The organism is Pseudoxanthomonas sp. PXM03 (assembly GCF_014852005.1).
GTDB lineage: Bacteria > Pseudomonadota > Gammaproteobacteria > Xanthomonadales > Xanthomonadaceae > Pseudoxanthomonas_A.
Map to the genome: position 1 here is coordinate 1,274,415 of NZ_JACVAU010000001.1, position 20,530 is coordinate 1,294,944.

Genomic DNA, 20,530 nt, shown 5'->3' on the forward strand with positions numbered 1-20,530 from the left:
GAAACCGGCGCGTGCAGCGGCCTCACCAGAGGGCGTCGCGAAGCTTGTACCAGGCCATCGCGGCGACCAGGAGCGGGGTGCGCAGGGCGCGTCCGCCGGGGAAGGGGTGATGGCGGATCCTGGCGAACAGGTCCAGCCGTTCGGACTGTCCGCGGATGGCCTCGGCGATCACGGTGCCGGCCAGCCCGGCGGCGATCACGCCGTGGCCCGAGAAGCCCTGTGCGAAGTACAGGTTCGGTGCCAGACGGCCCCAGTGCGGGGCGCGGTTGAGGGATATGTCGATCATTCCGCCCCACAGGTACTCGATGCCCACGTCGCGCAGTTGCGGGAACACGCGGTGCATGCGCCGCGTCATCACGCCGCGCAGGTTGGGCGGCGTCATCGTCGAATAGCTGGCGCGGCCGCCGAACAGCAGGCGGTGGTCGCGGCCGAGGCGGAAGTAGTCCAGCGCCCAGTTGGTGTCGGCGACCGCCATGTCGTTGCGGATCAGGTCGCGTGCGCGCCCCTCGCCCAGTGGCGGCGTGGCGGCGATGTAGGTGCCGACCGGCATCATCCGCGCTTCCAGTTCGGGCGCGATGCCGCGCAGCAGCGCGTTGCCGGCGAGGATGACCGTGTCGCAGACGACTTCGCCGCAGGCGGTCTTCAGCACGGGTCGCGTACCACGGACCAGTTGGGTGACGCGCGAGCCTTCGAAGATCCGCGTGCCGGCGGCCGCCGCCGCACGACCCAGGCCAAGCGCATAGGCGAGCGGATGCAGGTGGCCGCTCAGCGGGTCGTACATCGCGCCCAGATAGCGGTCACTGGCCAACTCGGCACGCAGGCGCTCGCGGCTCCACCACTGCACGGGGTGGCCGTAGCGTGTGTTGAGGTCCTCGATCGCGTGCTCGACCTCGTGCTGTTGGCGCGGCTTGATCGGCACGGTGGCGTGGCCATCGCGCCAATCGCAGTCGATCCCGTGCCGGTCGATGCGACCCCGCAGCCAGCGCAGGCCGTCCAGCGACAGGTCGAACATCTTCTTCGCGTCGTCGAAACCGACCAGCGCTTCCAGCTTGGCCTCGCCGCAACCGAAGCCCGCGATCGCCTGCCCGCCGTTGCGACCCGACGCGCCCCAGCCTATGCGCTCGGCTTCCAGCACGACGACCTTGTAGCCTGCATCGGCCAGTTCCAGCGCCGCCGACAGGCCGGTATAGCCGGCGCCGAGGATGCAGACGTCGGCCTCGATACGGCCTTCCAACGCAGGTTGCGCAGGTAATGGCGTGGCGCTGGCGGCGTACCAGCTGTCGGGGTAGGACATGCCGAGGGAGACGGTCAAGACGTTCCCCTGCCGTCATTCCGGCGTACGCCGGAATCCACGTTGCTGTTTCGCTGTCCGGCAGCAGCGAGAGCAAGATGGATGAGCCGCCGTTCGGCGGTTGAGAGCCCGGCGTACGCCGGAATGACGGCTGGAAGAGCGCGCGACATTCGTCTCACACCGACCGCAGGTACCACGCGTACTCCAGATCCGTCACCTCGGTATAGAAGCCGTGCATTTCCTTGAGCTTCTGCTGGCCGTAGATGTGCTGGAACGACGTGCCGAACTGCGCGCGGATGAACTCGCTGCCCATGAACGATCCGATCGCCTCGCGCCAGAACGGGGTGCGGATCTCGGTCTGGTCGTAGGCGTTGCCGGTTACCGGCGGACCGGGGTCGAAACCCTCCTCCATGCCGTGCAGCATGCCGGCCAGCACCGCAGCGGTGACCAGGTAGATGTTGGCATCGGCGCCGGCGATGCGGTGTTCGATACGCGTGTTCGCTTCGTCGCTGTGCGGGATGCGCATGGCGACGGTGCGGTTGTTGTAGCCCCACACGTCGTTGAGCGGCACGAACGCATTCAGCACGAAGCGGCGGTAGCTGTTGGCATGCGGGGCGAACAGCAGCAGGCAGTCCTGGTCGCTGCGCTGCAGGCCGCCGATGGCGTGCTTCAGAGCCTCTGCCGGCGCTGAAGGCGGCGAGGCGAAGATGTTGCGGCCGCTGGCATCCAGCACGCTGGCATGGATATGCATGCCGCTGCCAGCCTGCTCGGCGAACGGCTTGGCCATGAAGCTGGCCATCAGGCCCTGCTGCTGCGCGGCGGCCTTGATCGCGCGCTTGAGGTAGATCGCGTCGTCGCAGGCGAGCAGGGCATCGTCGCGGTGCTTGAGGTTGATCTCGAACTGGCCTGGCGCGTACTCGGCCACGGCGGTGTCGGCGGGGATGCGTTGCGCACGGCACGCGGCGGCCACCGCATCGGTGAAGCCCCGGTAGTCGTTGAGGTCTTCCATGTAGTAGACCTGCGTGCTGGTGTTGCGCTGGCCGGTCGCCGGATTGATCGAGGTACGTGGGCGGCCGGCGTCATCCATGCGCTGGTCGAACAGGTAAAACTCCAGTTCCACCGCGACCACCGGCTTCAGCCCGCGTGCGGCGTAGCGCGCCAGCACGCGCCTGAGCACTTCGCGCGGATTGGCCTCGAACATGCCACCCTGCGCATCCTCCATGCTCAACAACAGTTGCGCAGCCGGGCGTGGCGACCACGGCACCGGCCGCAGCGAACCCGGTACGGGCCGGCACACGCGGTCCTCGTCGCCGATGTCGTAGCCCAGGCCGGTTTCCTCCACGGTGTTGCCGGTGATGTCGGTGGCGATCAGCGACATCGGCAGGCACACGCCGTCGCGATACACCTTCTCCAGTGCATCACGGGTGACGCGCTTGCCGCGCAGCAGGCCGTTCATGTCCGGCAGCAGCAGGTCGATCTGCTCGCAATCGGGGATCGAGGCCAGCGTGGCGGCGTCGTCGGCAGGCAGGGAAGGCGCGGCGGAATCGGGGCGCATGATGGTGTTCCTGGAGGCTGCAGGCAGCTTAGCAGAGCTGCCGGTGCGTCAAGAATACTCAACGCCTGAATTCCTTCAGGTCAATGAAATGCCCGAAATTGGTGCCGCAGCGCACCACATCGGCGCCGAAAACGCCATCCTGGCGTGTCGTGTTGTAAAAATAAAACGGCCGGGTTAACTTGCCTGCAAGCCACTTCGGGCTTCCTGCATGACCCCGCTGCCGCGGGTCGGTCTGCCGACCGACCACAAGCAAATCGGTGCACATCCCTTCCTCGCTGTCGGCGAGAAATATGTGCGCGCGGTGGTCGACGGGGCCGGCTGCCTGCCGCTGCTGGTGCCCACGCTGGACCCGGTGCTGCCACTGCGCCAAGTGCTGGAGGGCCTCGATGGCCTGCTGCTGACCGGCGCGGTCAGCAATATCGAACCGCATCATTACAGCGACGAATCCAGCTACGAAGGCAACCTGCTGGATCCCCGCCGCGATGCCACCAACCTGCCGCTGATCCCGCTGGCGATCGAGATGGGTGTGCCGGTGCTGGCGATCTGCCGCGGCTTCCAGGAGGTCAACGTCGCCTTCGGGGGCAGCCTGTACCAGAAAGTGCACGAGCAGCCCGGCTTCATGGACCATCGCGAGAACAGGGACGATCCGCTGGACGTGCAGTACGGCCCTGCGCACGACATCGCGCTGGTGCCGGGTGGCATGCTGGCCACGCTGGTCGGCGATACGCGTGCCACCGTCAATTCGCTGCATGGCCAGGGCGTGCGCCGCCTGGGCGAAGGGCTGGTCGTCGAAGCGCAGGCACCGGATGGACTGATCGAGGCGTTCCGCCACGATGGCGCCGCCTTCATGCTGGCCGTGCAGTGGCACCCCGAATGGAAGGTCGCGGAAAACCCGTTCTACCTTGCACTTTTCCGGGCATTCGGCGACGCCTGTCGCGCCCGTGCGGCAGGGCGCGGAGGCGTGGCATGAAGCGGCGGCATCCACCGCCATGGGAGGGCGGGCGCTGAAGCGCCCGTGTCCAATGCCGCCGGCCGTCCCGCGCCGGTGCCTCCCTTTCCAGGACCGTGTTCCCCATGAGCCAGAAACAGACACAACGAAAGAAAGCCGCAGCGGCCGAGCCCTCCGAAAGTTCACTGCGCCGTTGGCTGAAAGAGCGCAGCATCACCGAGGTCGAATGCCTGGTGCCCGACATCACCGGCATCGCGCGCGGCAAGATCATCCCGGCCGACAAGTTCAGTCACGACTACGGCACGCGCCTGCCCGAAGGCATCTTCGCCACCACCGTCACCGGCGACTATCCGGACGACTACTACGAGCTCACTTCGCCGTCGGACTCGGACATGTTCTTGCGGCCCGACCCCGACACCGTCCGCATGGTGCCGTGGGCCACCGACCCCACCGCGCAGGTGATCCACGACTGCCACACCAAGGATGGCAAGCCGCACGACCTGGCGCCGCGTAACGTGCTGAGGCGCGTGCTGGCCGCTTATGAAAAAGAAGGGCTGCGCCCGGTGGTGGCACCGGAGTTGGAGTTCTTCCTGGTGCAGAAGAACACCGATCCGGATTTCCCGCTGCTGCCACCCGCGGGCCGCTCCGGCCGTCCGGAGACCGCGCGCCAGTCGTATTCGATCGATGCGGTCAACGAGTTCGACCCCATCCTTGACCTGATGTACGACTACTGCGATGCGATGGAACTGGACGTGGACACGCTGATCCACGAATCCGGTGCGGCGCAGCTGGAAGTCAACTTCACCCACGACGATGCCTTGTCGCGCGCCGACCAGGTGTTCCTGTTCAAGCGCACGATGCGCGAGGCGGCGATGCGCCATGGCGTGTACGCCACGTTCCTGGCCAAGCCGATGGAGAACGAGCCCGGAAGCGCCATGCATATCCACCAGAGCCTGCTGGACGTGAAGACCGGCCGCAACGTGTTCACCGGCAAGACCGAGGGCAAGGGCAGCAAGCTGTTCGGCCACTACCTGGGCGGCCTGCAGAAGTACGTGCCAATGGCGATGGCGTTCTTCGGTCCCAACGTCAACTCCTACCGGCGGCTGGCGCTGGGTCAGGTGGCGCCCATCAACGTGCAGTGGGGTTACGACAACCGTACCTGCGGCCTGCGCGTGCCGATGGACACGCCGGAAAATATGCGCGTGGAAAGCCGCTTCGCCGGTTCCGATGCCAATCCCTATCTCGCCATGGCCGGCACGCTGGCCTGCGGCCTGCTGGGCATTCGCGAACAGCTCAAGCCGACGGAACCGCTGGCCAGCAGCGCGCAGGACATCGGCTTCGAGCTGCCGCGTTCGCTCGGCGAGGCGCTCGACGAACTGGAAGCCTGCAAGCCGCTGCAGGAGCTGATGGGCGCACGTTTCGTGCGCGCCTACATCTCGGTGAAGCGCAAGGAATACGAGACCTTCTTCCGCGTGATCAGTTCGTGGGAGCGGGAGTTCCTGTTGTTGAACGTCTGAATGCTGTTCCCTTCTCCCGCCGGGAGAAGGTGGCGCGAAGCGCCGGATGAGGGGCGAACGGGGTCATGACGCTTGAATGGTCGGGACTCCATCACCCCTCACCCCAACCCCTCTCCCGGTGGGAGAGGGGCTCAAATCGATGGAGCTCACATGACCCGACTCGACACCCGCACCCTGCAGAAGCTCGATGCCGAGCACCACCTGCATCCGTTCAACGACAACGCCGCGCTGGCGAAGAAAGGCACGCGCATCCTCACCAAGGGGGAGGGCTGCTACGTCTGGGATGCGGAAGGCAATCAGCTGCTCGACGCGTTCGCCGGCCTGTGGTGCGTGAACATCGGGTATGGGCGCAAGGAACTGGGCGAGGTGGCGTCGAAGCAGATGACGCAGCTGGCGTACTACAACAGCTTCTTCCAGTGCACGACCGAGCCGACCATCGCGCTGGCCGCAAAGCTGGCGGAACTTGCGCCGGGTGATCTCAATCACTCCTTCTTCGTCAATTCCGGGTCGGAGGCCAACGACACCATCCTGCGCCTGGTCCGCCATTTCTGGGCCGTGCAGGACAAGCCACAGAAGAACATCTTCATCGGTCGCCACGACGGCTACCACGGCACCACCATGGCCGGCGCCAGCCTCGGTGGCATGAAGGGCATGCACAAGCAGGGCGGGCTGCCGATCCCCGACATCCACCACATCGATCCTCCGTTCTGGTTCGCCGACGGCGGCGATATGGACGAGGACGAGTATGGGCTGGTTGCCGCACGCCGACTGGAGGACAAGATCCTCGAACTCGGCCCGGACCGCGTGGCCGCCTTCATCGGCGAGCCCATCATGGGTGCCATCGGTGTCTACATTCCGCCGAAGACCTACTGGCCCGAGATCGAGCGCATCTGCCGCAAGTACGACGTGCTGCTGGTGGCCGACGAAGTGATCTGCGGTTTCGGCCGCACCGGCGAGTGGTTCGGTTCGCAGTACTTCGGTTTCCAGCCGGACATCATGCCGGTGGCCAAGGGCATTACCTCCGGCTACATCCCGCTGGGCGCGGCGATGTTCAACGACCGCGTGGCCAAGGTGCTGAAGGAGCAGGGCGGCGAACTGGCGCACGGGGCCACGTACTCAGGCCACCCGGTGTGCGCGGCGGTGGCACTGGAGAACATCCGTATCCTCCAGGACGAGAAGATCGTCGAGCGCGCGAAGACCGACGTCGCGCCCTACCTGGCGCAGCGCTGGGCCGAGCTGGGCGAACACCGGCTGGTCGGGCAGGCGCGCATCGCCGGCATGGTCGGCGCGCTGGAACTGGTGCCGGACAAGCGCAAGCGCGCGTTCTTCCCCGAGCGTGGCACCGTCGGTCCTCGCTGTCGCGACCACGCGCTCAGGCACGGGCTGATCCTGCGCGCCACCTGGGACGCGATGCTGCTGTCGCCTCCGCTGGTGATCACCCGTACGCAGGTGGACGAGCTGTTCGACAAGACATGGAAGGCGCTCAACGACACTGCCGACGATCTGGGGCTGTGAGGCCGCGCCGCGATGCGTGCGCTGCGTCACGGCGTCGCGGCCCGGGCGTATGATGTTTCCATCCCCCGATCCTGATTCCATGGAGACCCCGATGAAGCTCAAGACCCTCACCGTCATGCTGGCCGCCGCCGTACTGGCAGCCTGTGGCGGCAAGGACGGGCAGGCCACCGCCGACGCGTCCTCGAAGACCCTCAACGTCTACAACTGGTCCGACTACATCGCCGAGGACACGATCCCGAACTTCGAGCAACAGTCGGGCGTCAAGGTCACCTACGACGTGTTCGACAGCGACGAGATGGTCGAGACCAAGCTGCTGGCCGGCAGCAGTGGTTACGACGTGGTGGTGCCGTCGCTGAGCTTCCTTGGGCGGCAGATCCAGGCCGGCGTGTTCCTGCCGCTGGACAAGAGCAAGCTCCCGAACCTGAAGAACCTCGACCCGAAGATGCTCGAGCGCATCGCGCTGCAGGACCCGGGCAACCAGTACGCCGTGCCCTACCTCTGGGGCACCAGCGGCATTGGTTACAATGTCGACAAGATCAAGGCCATCTTCGGCGACACCGCCGTAACCGGCAGCTGGGACGTGGTGTTCAAGCCGGAGAACGCGGCCAAGCTGAAGGACTGCGGCATCACGGTGCTGGACACGCCGTCGGAGCTGATCCCGATCGCGCTGAACTACCTGGGCGAAGACCCGCACAGTTTCGATCCGGCCACCATCGACAAGGCGGCGGCGCTGCTGAAGTCGATCCGCCCGTATATCCGCAACTTCCACTCATCCTCGTACATCAACGACCTGGCCAACGGCGATGTCTGCCTGGTGGTGGGCTGGTCGGGCGACATCATCCAGGCGCGCGACCGCGCCGCCGAAGCGGGCAACGGCGTCAATGTGGCGTACTCCATCCCGAAGGAAGGCGCGCCGCAGTGGTTCGACATGCTGGCCATCCCGAAGGATGCGAAGAATGTCGACAACGCCTACGCCTTCATCAACTACCTGCTCGACCCGAAGGTCGCGGCGGCGAACACCAACTACGTGACCTATCCGAACCCGGTGCCTGCGTCCCGGCCACTGGTCGAGAAGAGCATCGCGGACGATCCGACCATCTATCCCCCGGCGGACGTGGACGCGAAACTGTTCACCTTCGCGGTGCTGCCGCCGGAAGTGGATCGCCAGTACACGCGCATCTGGACGGAGCTGAAGACCGGACGCTGACACACACGAGGGCGCGGGCCATGACGGACGCGCCCTTCGTCATCGTGGCGTCACCCACGGGAGCGGGTGGCGACACAGGGGAGGGGAGAAGGGGAGCAACGCCGGCACGGAACAGGCCATTGCAATGACAGCATGCCCGCGGCGGCCACAGGCCGGTACGGGACCACATCAAGCCGCCCTTGCGGGCCGAACGGAGAGAGATTGATGAAACTGCGCGTACTGGCAACCACCTTGGCCCTGTGCACCCTCGCCGCATGCGGCGGAAAACCCGCCGGGGAAGGCGGCACCGACACCGGCGGCGCCAAGCAGGTCAACGTCTACAACTGGTCCGACTACATCGCCGAAGACACCATCCCGAACTTCGAGAAGAGCACCGGCATCAAGGTGACCTACGACGTGTTCGACAGCAACGAGGTGCTGGAAACCAAGCTGCTGGCGGGCAGCAGCGGTTACGACGTGGTGGTGCCGACGATGAATTTCCTCGGCAGGCAGATCCAGGCCGGCGTGTTCCTGCCGCTGGACAAGAGCAAGATCCCCAACTACGCCAACCTCGACCCGGCCATCATGAAGCGGCTGGAGAACCAGGACCCCGGCAACCAGCATGCGATCCCCTACATGTGGGGGACCACCGGCATCGGCTACAACGTCGACAAGGTGAAGGCGGCCTTCGGCAACACCGACATCGCCAACAGCCTGGACATCGTGTTCAAGCCAGAGAACATTTCCAAGCTGAAGGACTGCGGCGTGACCTTCCTGGATACGCCTTCGGAGATCATCCCGATCGCGCTCAACTACCTGGGCGAGGATCCCAACAGCCAGGACGCGGCGGTGATCGACAAGGCTGCGGCGCTGCTGAAGACGATCCGCCCGTACATCACCAATTTCCATTCCTCGCAGTACATCGATGCGATGGCCAATGGCGATACCTGCCTGGTCGTGGGCTGGTCGGGCGACATCATCCAGGCGCGCGACCGCGCCGCCGAAGCGGGCAACGGCGTCAACATCGCCTATGCCATCCCGAAGGAAGGCGCGCCGCAATGGTTCGACATGCTGGCCATCCCGAAGGGCGCCAAGCACATCGATGAGGCCTATGCCTTCATCAACTACCTGCTCGACCCGCAGGTGATGGCGAACAATTCGAACTTCATCAGCTATCCGAACGCGATCCCCAAGGCGAAGGACCTGATGGAGAAGACGATCACGGAAGATCCGACGATCTATCCCACGCCCGAGGTGGAAGCCAAGCTGTTCACCTTCGCCATCATCCCGCCGGAAGTGGACCGCCAGTACACCCGCATCTGGACGGAACTGAAGACCGGCAAGTAAGCGCCGCGGCCGGTACGGGCGATGCCCGTGCCGGTGTCCGGCGGACCCACGCGATATATCGATGGCCGGCGCCCACGCGGTCCGGCGACCAGGGGAATTCCATGGCGGCAGAACAGGGCAACGGCGGCAAGGACGCGGCACAGGGCGGCAAGGCGAACCCGCAGGAGTACCTGCGCATCGTCGATGTGCGCAAGGAGTTCGACGGCTTCGTCGCCGTGGACGACACCAACCTGACGATCCGCAAGGGCGAGATCTTCGCGCTGCTGGGTGGATCGGGCAGCGGCAAGTCGACGCTGCTGCGATGCCTCGCCGGTTTCGAGAAGCCCTCGTCCGGCAAGATCTACCTGGACGGGCAACTGCTCAACGACCTGCCGCCGTACGAGCGGCCGCTCAACATGATGTTCCAGTCCTACGCGCTGTTCCCGCACATGACGGTCGAGCAGAACATCGCCTTCGGTCTGAAGCAGGACGGCCTGTCGAAGGACGCGATCAGGAAGCGCGTGGAGGAGATGCTGGCGCTGGTGCAGCTGGGCAAACTGGCCAAACGCAAACCGCACCAGTTGTCCGGTGGCCAGCAACAGCGCGTCGCGCTGGCGCGCTCGCTGGCAAAGGGCCCGAAGCTGTTGCTGCTGGACGAACCGATGGGCGCGCTGGACAAGAAGCTGCGCTCGCAGATGCAGCTGGAGCTGGTCAGCATCATCGAGAAGTCCGGCGTGACCTGCGTGATGGTCACCCACGACCAGGAGGAGGCCATGACCATGGCCACCCGCATCGCGCTGATGGACCAGGGCTGGATCCGCCAGGTCGGCACGCCGGACGAAATATACGAGCAGCCGACCAGCCGCTTCGCCGCCGAGTTCATCGGCTCGGTCAACCTGATCGAAGGCGTGGTGGAGGAAGACGAAGCCGACTACGTCACCATCCGTTCGCCGCAGCTGCCGGACCCGATCTACATCGGCCATGGCATCTCGGGCTTCGAAGGACAGGAGGTCGGCTTCGCGGTACGGCCGGAAAAGCTGGGCATCGGCAAGCAGGAACCCGAGCAGCCGCACAACAAGGCGAAGGGCGTGATCGAGGACATCGCCTATTTCGGCAGCCACTCGGTCTACCACGTGCGCCTGCCGAGCGGGTACAAGTTCATGGCCAACTTCGCCAACGTGCAGCGCTGGGCCAGCGAGGGACTCACATGGAATGACGAGGTCTGGGTGTGGTGGGGCGACAACGACGGCGTGGTGCTGACCTCATGAACATCCTCCGTTCCCTGGGCAAGCGCCTGCCGGGGCCGCGCTGGGGCGTCATCTCGGTGCCCTACGTGTGGCTGCTGCTGTTCTTCGCCATCCCGTTCCTGATCGTGCTGAAGATCTCGTTCGCCAAGTTGGCGATCGCGATGCCGCCGTACACGCCCATCCTCGAGTACATCGACGAGGCGTTGACGCTCAAGCTCAACCTGGGCAACTACACCGCGCTGTTCACCGATTCGCAGTACATCCAGGCGTATCTGAGCTCGATCAAGATCGCCGCCATCTCCACCTTCCTCGCGCTGCTGGTGGCGTATCCGATCGCCTACGTCATCGCACGCCTGCCACCGTCGTCGCGCAACATCGCGATGATGCTGGTGGTGCTGCCGTCGTGGACGTCGTTCCTGATCCGCGTCTACGCATGGATCGGCATCCTCAAGAACAACGGCCTGCTCAACAACCTGCTGATGAAGATCGGCATCATCGACGAGCCACTGCAGATCCTGTACACCCCGCTCGCGGCGTACATCGGCATCGTCTACTGCTACCTGCCGTTCATGGTGTTGCCGCTGTACACCAACCTGGTGAAGCACGACAACCGCCTGCTGGAGGCCGCCTACGACCTGGGCGCGAAACCCTGGAAGGCGTTCTTCACCATCACGCTGCCCCTGTCCAAGGCCGGCATCATCGCGGGGTGCATGCTGGTGATGATCCCGGCGGTGGGTGAATTCGTGATTCCCGAACTGCTCGGTGGTCCGGACACGCTGATGATCGGGCGCGTGCTGTGGGGCGAGTTCTTCAACAACCGCGACTGGCCCGCGGCGTCGGCGGTGGCCATCGTCATGCTGATCCTGCTGCTGGTCCCCATCCTGATCTTCAACCGCGTACAGCAACGCGAGCTGGAAGGGAGGCTGACATGAGCCGCGTCGGACAACGTACCGTCAACTGGGTGGTGCTCGGGCTGGGTTTCGCTTTCCTGTACGTGCCGGTCTTCATCCTGATGGTGTATTCCTTCAACGAGTCGCGTCTGGCCACGGTGTGGTCGGGCTTCTCGTTCAAGTGGTACGGCGAGCTGTTCCGCGACGAGAAGATGCTGCGTGCCGCCTGGATCAGCATCAAGGTGGCGTTCTGGACCGCCAGTGCCGCGGTGGTACTGGGCACGATGGCGGCGCTGGTGATGACCCGCATGCGGCGTTTCCCCGGCAAGACGCTGTTCGGTGCGCTGATCACCGCGCCGCTGGTGATGCCGGAGGTGATCATCGGCCTGTCGATCCTGCTGATGTTCGTGTCGCTGGGCCAGTTCATAGGCTTCAAGCCGGGCGGCATCCTGTCGATCTGGATCGCGCACGTCACCTTCACCCTGGCCTTCGTCACCGTCGTCGTGTCCTCGCGCCTGTCGGAACTGGACAAGTCGCTGGAGGAAGCCGCGATGGACCTGGGTGCCAACCGCATCAAGGTGTTCTTCCTGATAACGTTGCCCATCATCGCGCCCGCCCTGGTGTCCGGCTGGCTGCTCGCCTTCACGCTGTCGCTGGACGATGTGGTGATCGCCAGCTTCGTCGCCGGTCCGAGTTCGACCACATTGCCGATCGAGGTGTTCTCGTCGGTGCGGCGGGGCCTGAGCCCGAAGATCAATGCGCTCGCCACCTTGATGATCATGGTGGTCAGTGTGGCGGCATTCCTGGGCTGGTGGTTCATGTACCGCGAGGAGAAGCGTCGCCAGCGCGACGTGCAACTGGCGTTGCAGGAGAACGGATAACCCGTCGGGAGCAGGATGGGCAGGTCGCCGATGGTGCGATCGCATCGCGTGTCCGTCATCCCCGCGCACGCAGGCATCCACCCTGCTTCTGTCCTGAATCCTTCGGGTCTACGCGAAGGTCAAAAAATGGATCCCAGCGTGCGCTGGGATGACGGCGGAAGGGTGCAGGGGTGTGGCAAGCGCGGAACCCGCCACGGCGACGTAACGCCGCGGCTCGCAAAATACACTCGGATTCTTCCAAGCATCACGACATCGAACGAACGCCATGACCATCGAAACCGTCAATCCCGCGACCGGACAGGTCGAGTACCGCCACGAACTGATGACTTCCGCGCAGGTCGATGCCGTGCTGGCGGCGTCGCAGCAGGCGTTTCCAAGCTGGGCCGCGCTGTCGCTCGCCGAGCGGGGCAAGGTGCTGCGTGCGATCGGGGCCGAACTGCGCCGTCGCCGCGATGACATCCAGCGCACCATGACGGCCGAGATGGGCAAGCTGCGCAAGGAAGCCCTGGCCGAAGTCGACAAGTGTGCCGGCGCTTGCGACTACTACGCCGACCACGCGGCCGATTACCTGCAGGACCAGCCTGTCGCCACCGATGGCCAGCGCAGTTACGTGCGCTACGAACCCATCGGCTGCGTGCTGGCGGTGATGCCGTGGAATTTTCCCATCTGGCAGGTCTTCCGCTTCCTCGCGCCTGCCTTGATGGCCGGCAACGTGGCGGTGCTCAAGCACGCGAGCAACGTGCCGCGCTGCGCCGACATCATCGGCGAGGTGCTGGCGACCGCCGGCTTGCCTGCGGGCGTGTTCGGTGTGCTGCACATCGACAACGACCAGGCAGCCGAGGTGATCCGCGATGCGCGCGTGGCCGCCGTGACGTTGACCGGCAGCGAACGCGCCGGACGCTCCGTGGCATCCAACGCCGGCAGCCAGTTGAAGAAGAGCGTGATGGAGCTCGGTGGCAGCGACGCCTTCATCGTGCTGGACGATGCCGACCTGGAGAAAACCGTGGCCGGCGCTGTCGCGTCGCGCTTCGGCAACGCGGGCCAGACCTGCATCGCGGCCAAGCGCTTCATCGTGCAGGACGCGATCGCGGACGAATTCGTGAAGCGCTTCGTCGAGGCGTCATCGAAGCTGCAGCTCGGCGATCCCCAGGACGAGGCCACCACGCTGGCACCGATGGCGCGCCAGGACCTGCGCGACGAACTGCACAAGCAGGTGCAGGCCAGCGTGTCGAAGGGCGCGAAGGTGTTGCTGGGCGGCGAGCCCGATGCGTCGCATGCGGGCTATCCGGCGTCGATCCTCGATGCCGTGGTGCCGGGCATGCCCGCCTACGAAGAGGAACTGTTCGGCCCGGTCGCCAGCATCCTGCGCGTCAGGGACGATGCCGAAGCCGTCCGCGTGGCCAACGACACCACGTTCGGCCTGGGCGCCAGCGTGTGGACGAAGGACGTGGAGCGGGGCGACCGCATCGCACGCCAGCTGCAGGTGGGCGCCGCCTTCGTCAACGCGATCGTGCGCAGCGATGTGCGCCTGCCGTTCGGCGGCACCAAGCGCTCGGGATTCGGTCGCGAACTGGCCGGTCATGGCATCCACGAGTTCATGAACATCAAGTCGGTCTACGTGGCCTGACCTGCGTGGTGGAGCCTGGCTTGCCCGGCTTCGTCATGGGCGAGAAAGCCCCTCCTGCAGCGGGCATGCCATCGGTGGAACGGATGGTTACGTGGGGTGCCGTTCCTAAGCCGCCATGCCGGTGCCATCTTGTCGGCAGTTGAACTGGAGGCACCATGAACACTCTGACCGACACCACGCCCGCCCGGGTGATCCGCACGATCCGCGGCCGACCCACGTCCGATGGCGCGGGCGTCAAGCTGACGCGCGTGATCGGCGGCCCCGACCTGCCGGACCTCGATCCGTTCCTGCTGCTGGATGAGTTCGGCACGGACAAGGCAGAGGACTACCTCGCCGGTTTCCCCGAGCATCCGCACCGTGGCTTCGAGACCGTCACCTACATGCTGGACGGCCGCATGCGCCATCGCGACAACCACGGCAACGAGGGCCTGCTGACGCCGGGCGCGGTGCAGTGGATGACGGCGGGCCGGGGCTTGGTGCATTCGGAGATGCCCGAGCAGGAGTCCGGGCGGATGCGCGGGTTCCAGTTGTGGGTGAACCTGCCGGCGCGCGACAAGATGACGGCGCCGAAGTACCAGGAGTTCGCACCCGAGAAGATCCCGGTTGCGCACCCGGCCAAGGGCATCGAAGTGAAGGTGATCGCCGGTGCTGTCGGCGATACGCAGGGTCCGATCTCGCAACCGGCCACCGATCCGGTGTACCTCGACATCGCGCTGCAGCCGGGACATGCGTGGGAGTACACGCTGCCCGTCGGCCACAACGCGTTCGCCTATGTGTTCGAGGGTGCGGTGACGGTGGGCGAGGGCGACGAAGCCCGCCCGCTGGACACGCACGAGATGGGGGTGCTGGGCGGTGGCGACACGCTGCAGGTGCGTGCCGGCAGCCAGCCGGCGCGGCTGATCCTGGTGGCGGGCCGGCCGCTGCGCGAACCGGTCATGCGGCATGGCCCCTTCGTGATGAACACACGCCAGGAACTGATGCAGGCCTTCGTCGACTTCCAGGAAGGCCGGTTCTGATGCGAAGGGCGGCATGCCTTCCCGTCGAGGATGCCGCCGGTGGCGTCAGTTGCCGGCGGAGAGTTGCGCGCTGGCCGCACGCACGTCGAGTTGCTGGGCCAGCGAAATCATCGAGCTGAGTTCCTGCGCGGAGTCCGCGTTGATCCAGACCTGCGCGTACTGGTCGTCGCCGAGTTCGACCACGGTGATGCGGCGGGACGCCATGGCCGGTGTGGTTTCCTGTCCGCCCAGGTCCAGCTTGTACCAGTAGATCTCCTCGCCGGAGAACGTGCTCTCTTCTTCGCGAAGGCGCCGTTCCAGGCGGATCTTCGGATCGCGCGAGGTCAGCATCACGTTCAGTACCTGGCGTCCATCGGCGGTGATCGCCTTGCAGGCGATGAAGCTGGCATCGGCACGCTGTTCCCACTGCAGGCCGGCGCTGGCGGGCAGGGTGGGGCACGAGGGTGCAGCCTGCGCCCACGCGGAGGCGGAAAAGAGGGCAAGGCAAACTGCAATCACGGTCTTCATGGATATCCCCTGGGTGGAGCGCCCCGGTAGGCGGAGCCAACTCGTCCGCGCGTCGTGGCAGGCCGCGTGCGGCCGCTGCGTAGTCCCCTGGCATTCCACGACGTCGGCTGCCGTTTTCCCCCGGCAGTTGACCCGACCATAGCCCATGCTGCGTCGCAAAACAACGCAAGCGATGGCCGAACGGCGACACCCGTCACGCCGCAGGTCGGGCCTGTGCCCGGTGGTTACGGGCACAGGCTGCAGGGCTCAGTCGCGATCCCGTCCCATCCAGCCGTAGAGCATGCCGCCGATCAGGCCGCCCAGGATCGGGGCCAGCCAGAACAGCCACAACTGCCCGATGGCCGCCGGGCCGGCGAACAACGCCACTGCGGTGGAGCGTGCCGGGTTCACCGACGTATTGGTGACCGGGATGCTGATCAAGTGGATCAGGGTCAGCGCCAAACCGATCGCGATCGGTGCGAAGCCGGTGGGCGCGCGTCCATGGGTCGAACCCATGATGACGATCAGGAAGAACGCCGTGAGCACCACTTCGGTCAGGAATGCCGCCGCCACCGAGTAACCGCCGGGCGACATCGCGCCATAGCCGTTGCTGGCGAATGCGCCCGCCGCGTTAGGATCGACCGCGAAGGCCGGATTGCCGCTGGCGATCTGCCACAGGATGAAGCCGGCCGCGAGGCCGCCGAGCACCTGCGCCACGATGTACGGCACCAGCTCCTTGACCGGGAACCGGCCACCCGCCCACAGCCCGAAACTCACCGCGGGGTTGAAGTGCCCGCCCGAGATATGGCCGAACGCGTACGCGCCTGTAAGCACAGTCAGGCCGAACGCCAGTGCCACGCCGAGAAAGCCGATGCCGAGCGGGTTGCCGTCACCGCCGAAATGCGCTGCCAGTACCGCGCTGCCGCAGCCGCCCAGCACCAACCAGAATGTCCCCAGGAACTCCGCCGCGAGTTTCTTTGCCAGACTCATGCCCGCCCCCATTGGTGTGCGTCCCGTCACATGACGGTGCGCGCACGATAGCGGAAGCCGCTCGCTGCAAGTGTTTGCTTTGCGTTATGCCGGGCGCATTCAAACGGCAATGAAGGAAGTGTCACATTCGCGGCGAGCCCGGGTCCATCAGCGTTCGGGCAGGGGAATAAACTCGGTTTCGCCAGGTACGTGGCCGAAGCGACCGTCCAGCCAGTCCTGCTTGGCCTGTTCGATGCGCTCCTTCGAACTGGAGACGAAGTTCCACCAGATATGGCGGGGCGCGTCGAGCGGTTCTCCGCCCATCAGCAGGCCCTTGAGCGGTGTCTTCGCACGCAGCACCGGTCGGGTGCCACGCTCGAACACCACCAGGTGCTTCTCCGGGATGTCGGCGCCGTCCACCTGGGCGTCGCCCTCGAGGATGTAGAGCGCGCGTTCGGCGTGGCCGTTGTCGATCTCCAGTTCCGCGTCCGGCTGCAGGTCGACGGCGACATTGAACGTGCCGCTGAATACCTTTACCGGCGACTCCTCCCCATACGCATGGCCGGCGATGACGCGCAACCGGACGCCCGGGCGTTCCAGCACCGGCAGCGTGGCCGCCGTGTGGTGGTGGAACTCGGGCGCGACCTCTTCGTACGACGTCGGCAGTGCCACCCAGGTCTGCATGCCGTGCACCGTGTGCTGGCCGGTGCGGATATCCCCCGGCGTGCGTTCGGAGTGGGCGATGCCGCGGCCGGCGGTCATCCAGTTGACGTCGCCGGGCGTGATCACCTGTTCCGAACCCAGCGTGTCCTTGTGGTTGATCGCGCCGGACCAGAGGAACGTCACCGTGGCCAAGCCGATGTGCGGATGCGGGCGGACATCGATACCGCGCCCGGGCTCGAACACCGCCGGCCCCATGTGGTCGACGAATACGAACGGCCCCACGCTGCGGGCCTGCAGGCTGGGTACCGCGCGGCGCACGTTGAAGCCGCCGCCGAGGTCGTGCACGCGGGGAGCGATGATCGTGGTCATGGGGGCGTCCTGATCGGGGTGGGCGGAAGCATCGCACGCGGGGGCGTGGCGCCGGCAGACGATACGGAAACGATCCGTTGCAGCGCATCCCCCATCAAGGGCATGAGCCGACACCGGTCGCCGTCAGTCCCGTCGCGATGCCAACCGGTCGGCCAGCCGCGTGGGTTCGGGCAGGCGATAGCCCCGCAAGGTCCGCAGAACGCCGTCGAGCGCGCCCTGCATCGATACCCGGTGGCCGGGCGACACGATCAGCGGATTGCAACGGAGCTTGCTGCGCAGTGCCCAGCCGATCTGCTCGCCGCGATGGATGAGCGGCGTGCGCTCTCCGGGCGTAGCGCCGAGCGCATCGTGCTTGCCGCACAGCACGTTCTTCGCCACGCCGATGCTGGGCAGTCCGGTCACCACGCCGAAATGCGCGGCGATGCCCAGCCGGCGCGGATGCGCGATGCCCTGGCCATCGATGAAGGCCAGATCCGGCGCGTGCGGCAGGCGTTCCAGCGCCGCCACCAGCGCGGGCAGTTCGCGGAAGCTCAGCAGGCCGGGGACGTAGGGCATGGAGGTGGGGACGCGCACCACCTCCGATGCGACGGGTTGCAACGTGTCGGCGGCGAGCAGCACGGCAGCGGCGCGCGTGATGGCGCCTTCGTCTTCGAAACCGACATCGAATCCCGCCAGCCAGCGTGGTACGTCGGGCCTGTCGTCGCGCAGCACGACTTCCGTCGCCAGCAGCTCCTGCAGCCGGCGTGCGTGCGCGATGCTGCCATCCCAGTCGCCGAACAGGGCCTTCATCGCGCGGTCGGTGCGCCGTAGCGCTGCACCTCGAGGGTTGCCGGCCGATCGGCATGCACACGGACGATGGAGACGCGGTCGTACTCCGTCTCCTCCATCGGCGCCGCGGCGCATCCGCACAAGGCGGCAACCAGGTCGGGCACGGTGTTGCTGTGGCCCACCACCAGTACGGTGCCGGCGCGATGCCGCTGTTTCCACTGCGCGGCGACTTCACCGGCCGGGCCACGCGCGTAGTACGCCTCTACCGGCAATCCGTGGGCGGTGGCGGCCGGATGCGCGGTCTGGCGGGTGCGGCGAAACTCGGTGGCATATACCGCGACGAGCGGGACATCGTGCAGGCGTTGGGCCAGTGCATCGGCGCGGGCCAGGCCGGCGGCGGAGAGACTCGGATTCTCCGGGTCGTCGGTGGCCTTTTCGGCGTGCCGCACCACGATGAAGGTCAGGGGGGCCGAGGCGGCCTCCCGCGCCGGTCCGGAAGCGCAGGCAGCGAGCAACGGGAGCATGAGCAGCAGGGCGAAAAAGCGGAGCAGGTACGGCAGGCGCATGGCAATCCCGGACATGACGGAGGCATCGAGCGTGCAACGGTGGGCAGGACCGCGCAAGCGGTGTCCTCACACGGCTGCGGCTACGATAAGGCTCCATGCGTGAAGAAGGGGGCACCATGCGCAGGTGGTTGCGTCGGCTGGGTATCCTGCTGTTGATCCTGGTGGTGGCGTCGTGCACGGCGCTGTACAGCTACGGAAGGTTCGCCGAGGCCGCGCGCGGACCTGCCTCGATGTCGCTGCCGATCGCCGCCGATGCCACGCCGCTCGACCGCGCCATCGCGCCCTTGCTGCGCGAGCATCCGGGGCGGAGCGGGATGGCCCTGTTGCAGGACAACCTGGACGCCTTCACCGTGCGTGCCGCCACGGCGCGCGCGGCAGGCCGCAGCCTGGACCTGCAGTACTACATCTGGAACCAGGACTTCACCGGCAACCTGCTGAGCTACGAGGCCCTGCGCGCGGCCGATCGCGGCGTGCGCGTGCGCCTGCTGCTGGACGACATGACCGCGCATGGCAAGGATTCCCAGCTCGCCGCACTGGATGCGCATGCCAACATCGAGGTGCGCCTGTTCAATCCCTCGCGCAGTCGTGCCGGCGTGCTGGGCCGTGCCAGCGAGATGCTGTTGCGCCCGGTCAGCATGAACCGCCGCATGCACAACAAGGCCTGGATTGCCGATGGACGCGTGGCGGTCGTGGGTGGCCGCAACGTGGGCGACGAGTATTTCGACGCCGCCGCGCAGACCAATTTCCTCGATCTGGATGCGGCACTCATCGGACCTGCGGTCGCGCAGGCAGCGGCGATCTTCGACGACTTCTGGAACAGCGCCTCGGTCATTCCACTCGCAGCGCTGACGACCGCGGAGGAGGGCGCACTGGAGCGGCTGCGCGAGAACGGCGATGCCGGGTATGCGTCCGCACAGGCGGGCGACTACGTGGCGAGGTTGCGGCGTTCCCCCGGCGTCCGCGCGCTGGTGGGGGGCACTACGCTGCACTGGCTGGATGACGTGGGTGTGTATTCCGATCCCGCCTCCAAGGGCCAAGGGGAAGGACAGGGCCAGTGGCTGGTCCATCGGCTGGGCAGGGCGATGGGCGAGGCCAAGCGCCAGCTGCGGGTGATCTCGCCGTACTTCGTGCCGGGCGACGAAGGCGCGCGCTGGCTGGTGGCCAGGCGCGCGCAGGGCGTGGACGTCGGCGTGCTGACGAACTCGCTTGCTGCCAACGACGTCATGGCCGTGCATGGGGGTTACGCACCCTATCGCGTAGCGTTGCTGGAAGGCGGGGTGACGCTGTTCGAGCTGATGCCGCATGGCGAACAGGACAGCAGCCTGTTCGGTTCCAGCGGTGCCAGCCTGCATACGAAGGCGTTCGTCGTGGACGATGACGCCGGCTTCATCGGTTCCTTCAACCTCGACCCGCGCTCGGTCAACCTCAACACCGAGATGGGCGTGCTGTTCCGCGATCGCGGTGCTGCCGCCGCGCTGCTGCGCAGCTACCAGGCCAAGATCGCACCCGACCGGAGTTATCGCGTGTCCCTGAAAGATGGCGCGCTGCGCTGGGAGGACGCGTCCACGCAGCCGCCGAAGGTGTGGGAGCGTGAACCGGAAGCGAGCGCGTGGCGCCGATGGGTGGCGCGTGCCGTCGGCTGGCTGCCGATCGAATCGCAGCTGTAGCGCCAGGGTCGCACGCGGTCGCGACGGATTGCATCGCCTCAC

General features: G+C 66.3%; 19 protein-coding genes. 12 read left to right on the forward strand and 7 right to left on the reverse strand.

Translation table 11 applies throughout. The annotated features are described in order from the left end of the window. Nucleotides 1-22 precede the first annotated feature (22 nt). Together IB223_RS05865 and IB223_RS05870 are read right to left on the reverse strand one after the other, a co-directional pair. Nucleotides 23-1,294 (reverse strand): FAD-binding oxidoreductase, encoded by a 1,272-nt coding sequence (locus IB223_RS05865; RefSeq protein ID WP_192201262.1) that lies wholly within the window; start codon nt 1,292-1,294, stop codon nt 23-25. Nucleotides 1,295-1,466: 172 nt separating this feature from the next. Beyond that, the gene (locus IB223_RS05870; RefSeq protein WP_192200698.1) at nt 1,467-2,846 is read right to left on the reverse strand and encodes a glutamine synthetase family protein; all 1,380 of its coding nucleotides are present in this window, start codon (nt 2,844-2,846) and stop codon (nt 1,467-1,469) included. On the opposite strand from IB223_RS05870, the gene IB223_RS05875 reads away from it, so the two are divergent. The 11 genes from IB223_RS05875 to IB223_RS05925 all read left to right on the forward strand — a co-directional run bounded on the left by IB223_RS05875 (nt 2,845) and on the right by IB223_RS05925 (nt 15,000). Then, nucleotides 2,845-3,024: a hypothetical protein gene (locus IB223_RS05875; protein WP_192200699.1), complete on the forward strand. Its 180-nt coding sequence runs from the start codon at nt 2,845-2,847 to the stop codon at nt 3,022-3,024. The two genes, IB223_RS05870 and IB223_RS05875, sit on opposite strands and share 2 nt — an antisense overlap. Nucleotides 3,025-3,054: 30 nt before the next feature. Continuing rightward, entirely contained in the window at nt 3,055-3,816 is a 762-nt protein-coding gene (locus IB223_RS05880) for a gamma-glutamyl-gamma-aminobutyrate hydrolase family protein (RefSeq protein WP_192200700.1), read from the forward strand. Nucleotides 3,817-3,920: 104 nt separating this feature from the next. After that, nucleotides 3,921-5,312 (forward strand): glutamine synthetase family protein, encoded by a 1,392-nt coding sequence (locus IB223_RS05885; protein WP_192200701.1) that lies wholly within the window; start codon nt 3,921-3,923, stop codon nt 5,310-5,312. Between the two features lie 150 nt (nt 5,313-5,462). Further along, nucleotides 5,463-6,827 (forward strand): aspartate aminotransferase family protein, encoded by a 1,365-nt coding sequence (locus tag IB223_RS05890; RefSeq protein WP_192200702.1) that lies wholly within the window; start codon nt 5,463-5,465, stop codon nt 6,825-6,827. Between the two features lie 91 nt (nt 6,828-6,918). Further along, the gene (locus IB223_RS05895; RefSeq protein ID WP_192200703.1) at nt 6,919-8,034 is read left to right on the forward strand and encodes a polyamine ABC transporter substrate-binding protein; all 1,116 of its coding nucleotides are present in this window, start codon (nt 6,919-6,921) and stop codon (nt 8,032-8,034) included. A 204-nt stretch (nt 8,035-8,238) separates the two neighbouring features. Further along, the gene (locus tag IB223_RS05900; RefSeq protein WP_192200704.1) at nt 8,239-9,360 is read left to right on the forward strand and encodes a polyamine ABC transporter substrate-binding protein; all 1,122 of its coding nucleotides are present in this window, start codon (nt 8,239-8,241) and stop codon (nt 9,358-9,360) included. A gap of 101 nt (nt 9,361-9,461) precedes the next feature. Continuing rightward, nucleotides 9,462-10,607 (forward strand): polyamine ABC transporter ATP-binding protein, encoded by a 1,146-nt coding sequence (gene potA, locus IB223_RS05905; RefSeq protein WP_192200705.1) that lies wholly within the window; start codon nt 9,462-9,464, stop codon nt 10,605-10,607. Further along, on the forward strand, nt 10,604-11,518 hold the full coding sequence (locus IB223_RS05910; protein ID WP_192200706.1) for an ABC transporter permease subunit: 915 nt from the start codon (nt 10,604-10,606) through the stop codon (nt 11,516-11,518). The genes potA and IB223_RS05910 overlap by 4 nt, the downstream gene beginning before the upstream one ends. Next, nucleotides 11,515-12,357 carry an ABC transporter permease subunit gene (locus IB223_RS05915; RefSeq protein ID WP_192200707.1) on the forward strand — a complete coding sequence of 281 codons (843 nt, stop codon included), beginning with the start codon at nt 11,515-11,517 and terminating at the stop codon, nt 12,355-12,357. The genes IB223_RS05910 and IB223_RS05915 overlap by 4 nt, the downstream gene beginning before the upstream one ends. A gap of 265 nt (nt 12,358-12,622) precedes the next feature. Next, entirely contained in the window at nt 12,623-13,984 is a 1,362-nt protein-coding gene (locus tag IB223_RS05920) for an NAD-dependent succinate-semialdehyde dehydrogenase (protein ID WP_192200708.1), read from the forward strand. A 155-nt stretch (nt 13,985-14,139) separates the two neighbouring features. After that, entirely contained in the window at nt 14,140-15,000 is an 861-nt protein-coding gene (locus tag IB223_RS05925) for a pirin family protein (protein WP_192200709.1), read from the forward strand. Nucleotides 15,001-15,045: 45 nt separating this feature from the next. Here the strand turns inward: IB223_RS05925 and IB223_RS05930 are convergent, their stop codons facing one another. The 5 genes from IB223_RS05930 to IB223_RS05950 form a co-directional block, all read right to left on the reverse strand. After that, a complete protein-coding gene (locus IB223_RS05930; RefSeq protein WP_192200710.1) occupies nt 15,046-15,507 on the reverse strand; it encodes a hypothetical protein in 462 nt (153 codons plus the stop codon). A 246-nt stretch (nt 15,508-15,753) separates the two neighbouring features. After that, complete coding sequence (gene aqpZ / locus IB223_RS05935) at nt 15,754-16,476, reverse strand: aquaporin Z (protein ID WP_192200711.1); 723 nt, start codon at nt 16,474-16,476, stop codon at nt 15,754-15,756. A gap of 147 nt (nt 16,477-16,623) precedes the next feature. Further along, a complete protein-coding gene (locus IB223_RS05940; protein ID WP_192200712.1) occupies nt 16,624-17,487 on the reverse strand; it encodes a pirin family protein in 864 nt (287 codons plus the stop codon). A gap of 123 nt (nt 17,488-17,610) precedes the next feature. Then, a complete protein-coding gene (gene nfi, locus IB223_RS05945) occupies nt 17,611-18,276 on the reverse strand; it encodes a deoxyribonuclease V (protein WP_192200713.1) in 666 nt (221 codons plus the stop codon). Beyond that, complete coding sequence (locus IB223_RS05950; RefSeq protein ID WP_192200714.1) at nt 18,273-18,836, reverse strand: histidine phosphatase family protein; 564 nt, start codon at nt 18,834-18,836, stop codon at nt 18,273-18,275. Before IB223_RS05950 ends, nfi begins: the two co-directional genes overlap by 4 nt. Before the next feature lie 80 nt (nt 18,837-18,916). Between IB223_RS05950 and IB223_RS05955 the strand changes: the two genes are divergently transcribed. Continuing rightward, nucleotides 18,917-20,488, forward strand: coding sequence for a phospholipase D family protein (locus IB223_RS05955; protein ID WP_225590818.1), 1,572 nt, complete (start codon nt 18,917-18,919; stop codon nt 20,486-20,488). Nucleotides 20,489-20,530 lie beyond the last annotated feature (42 nt).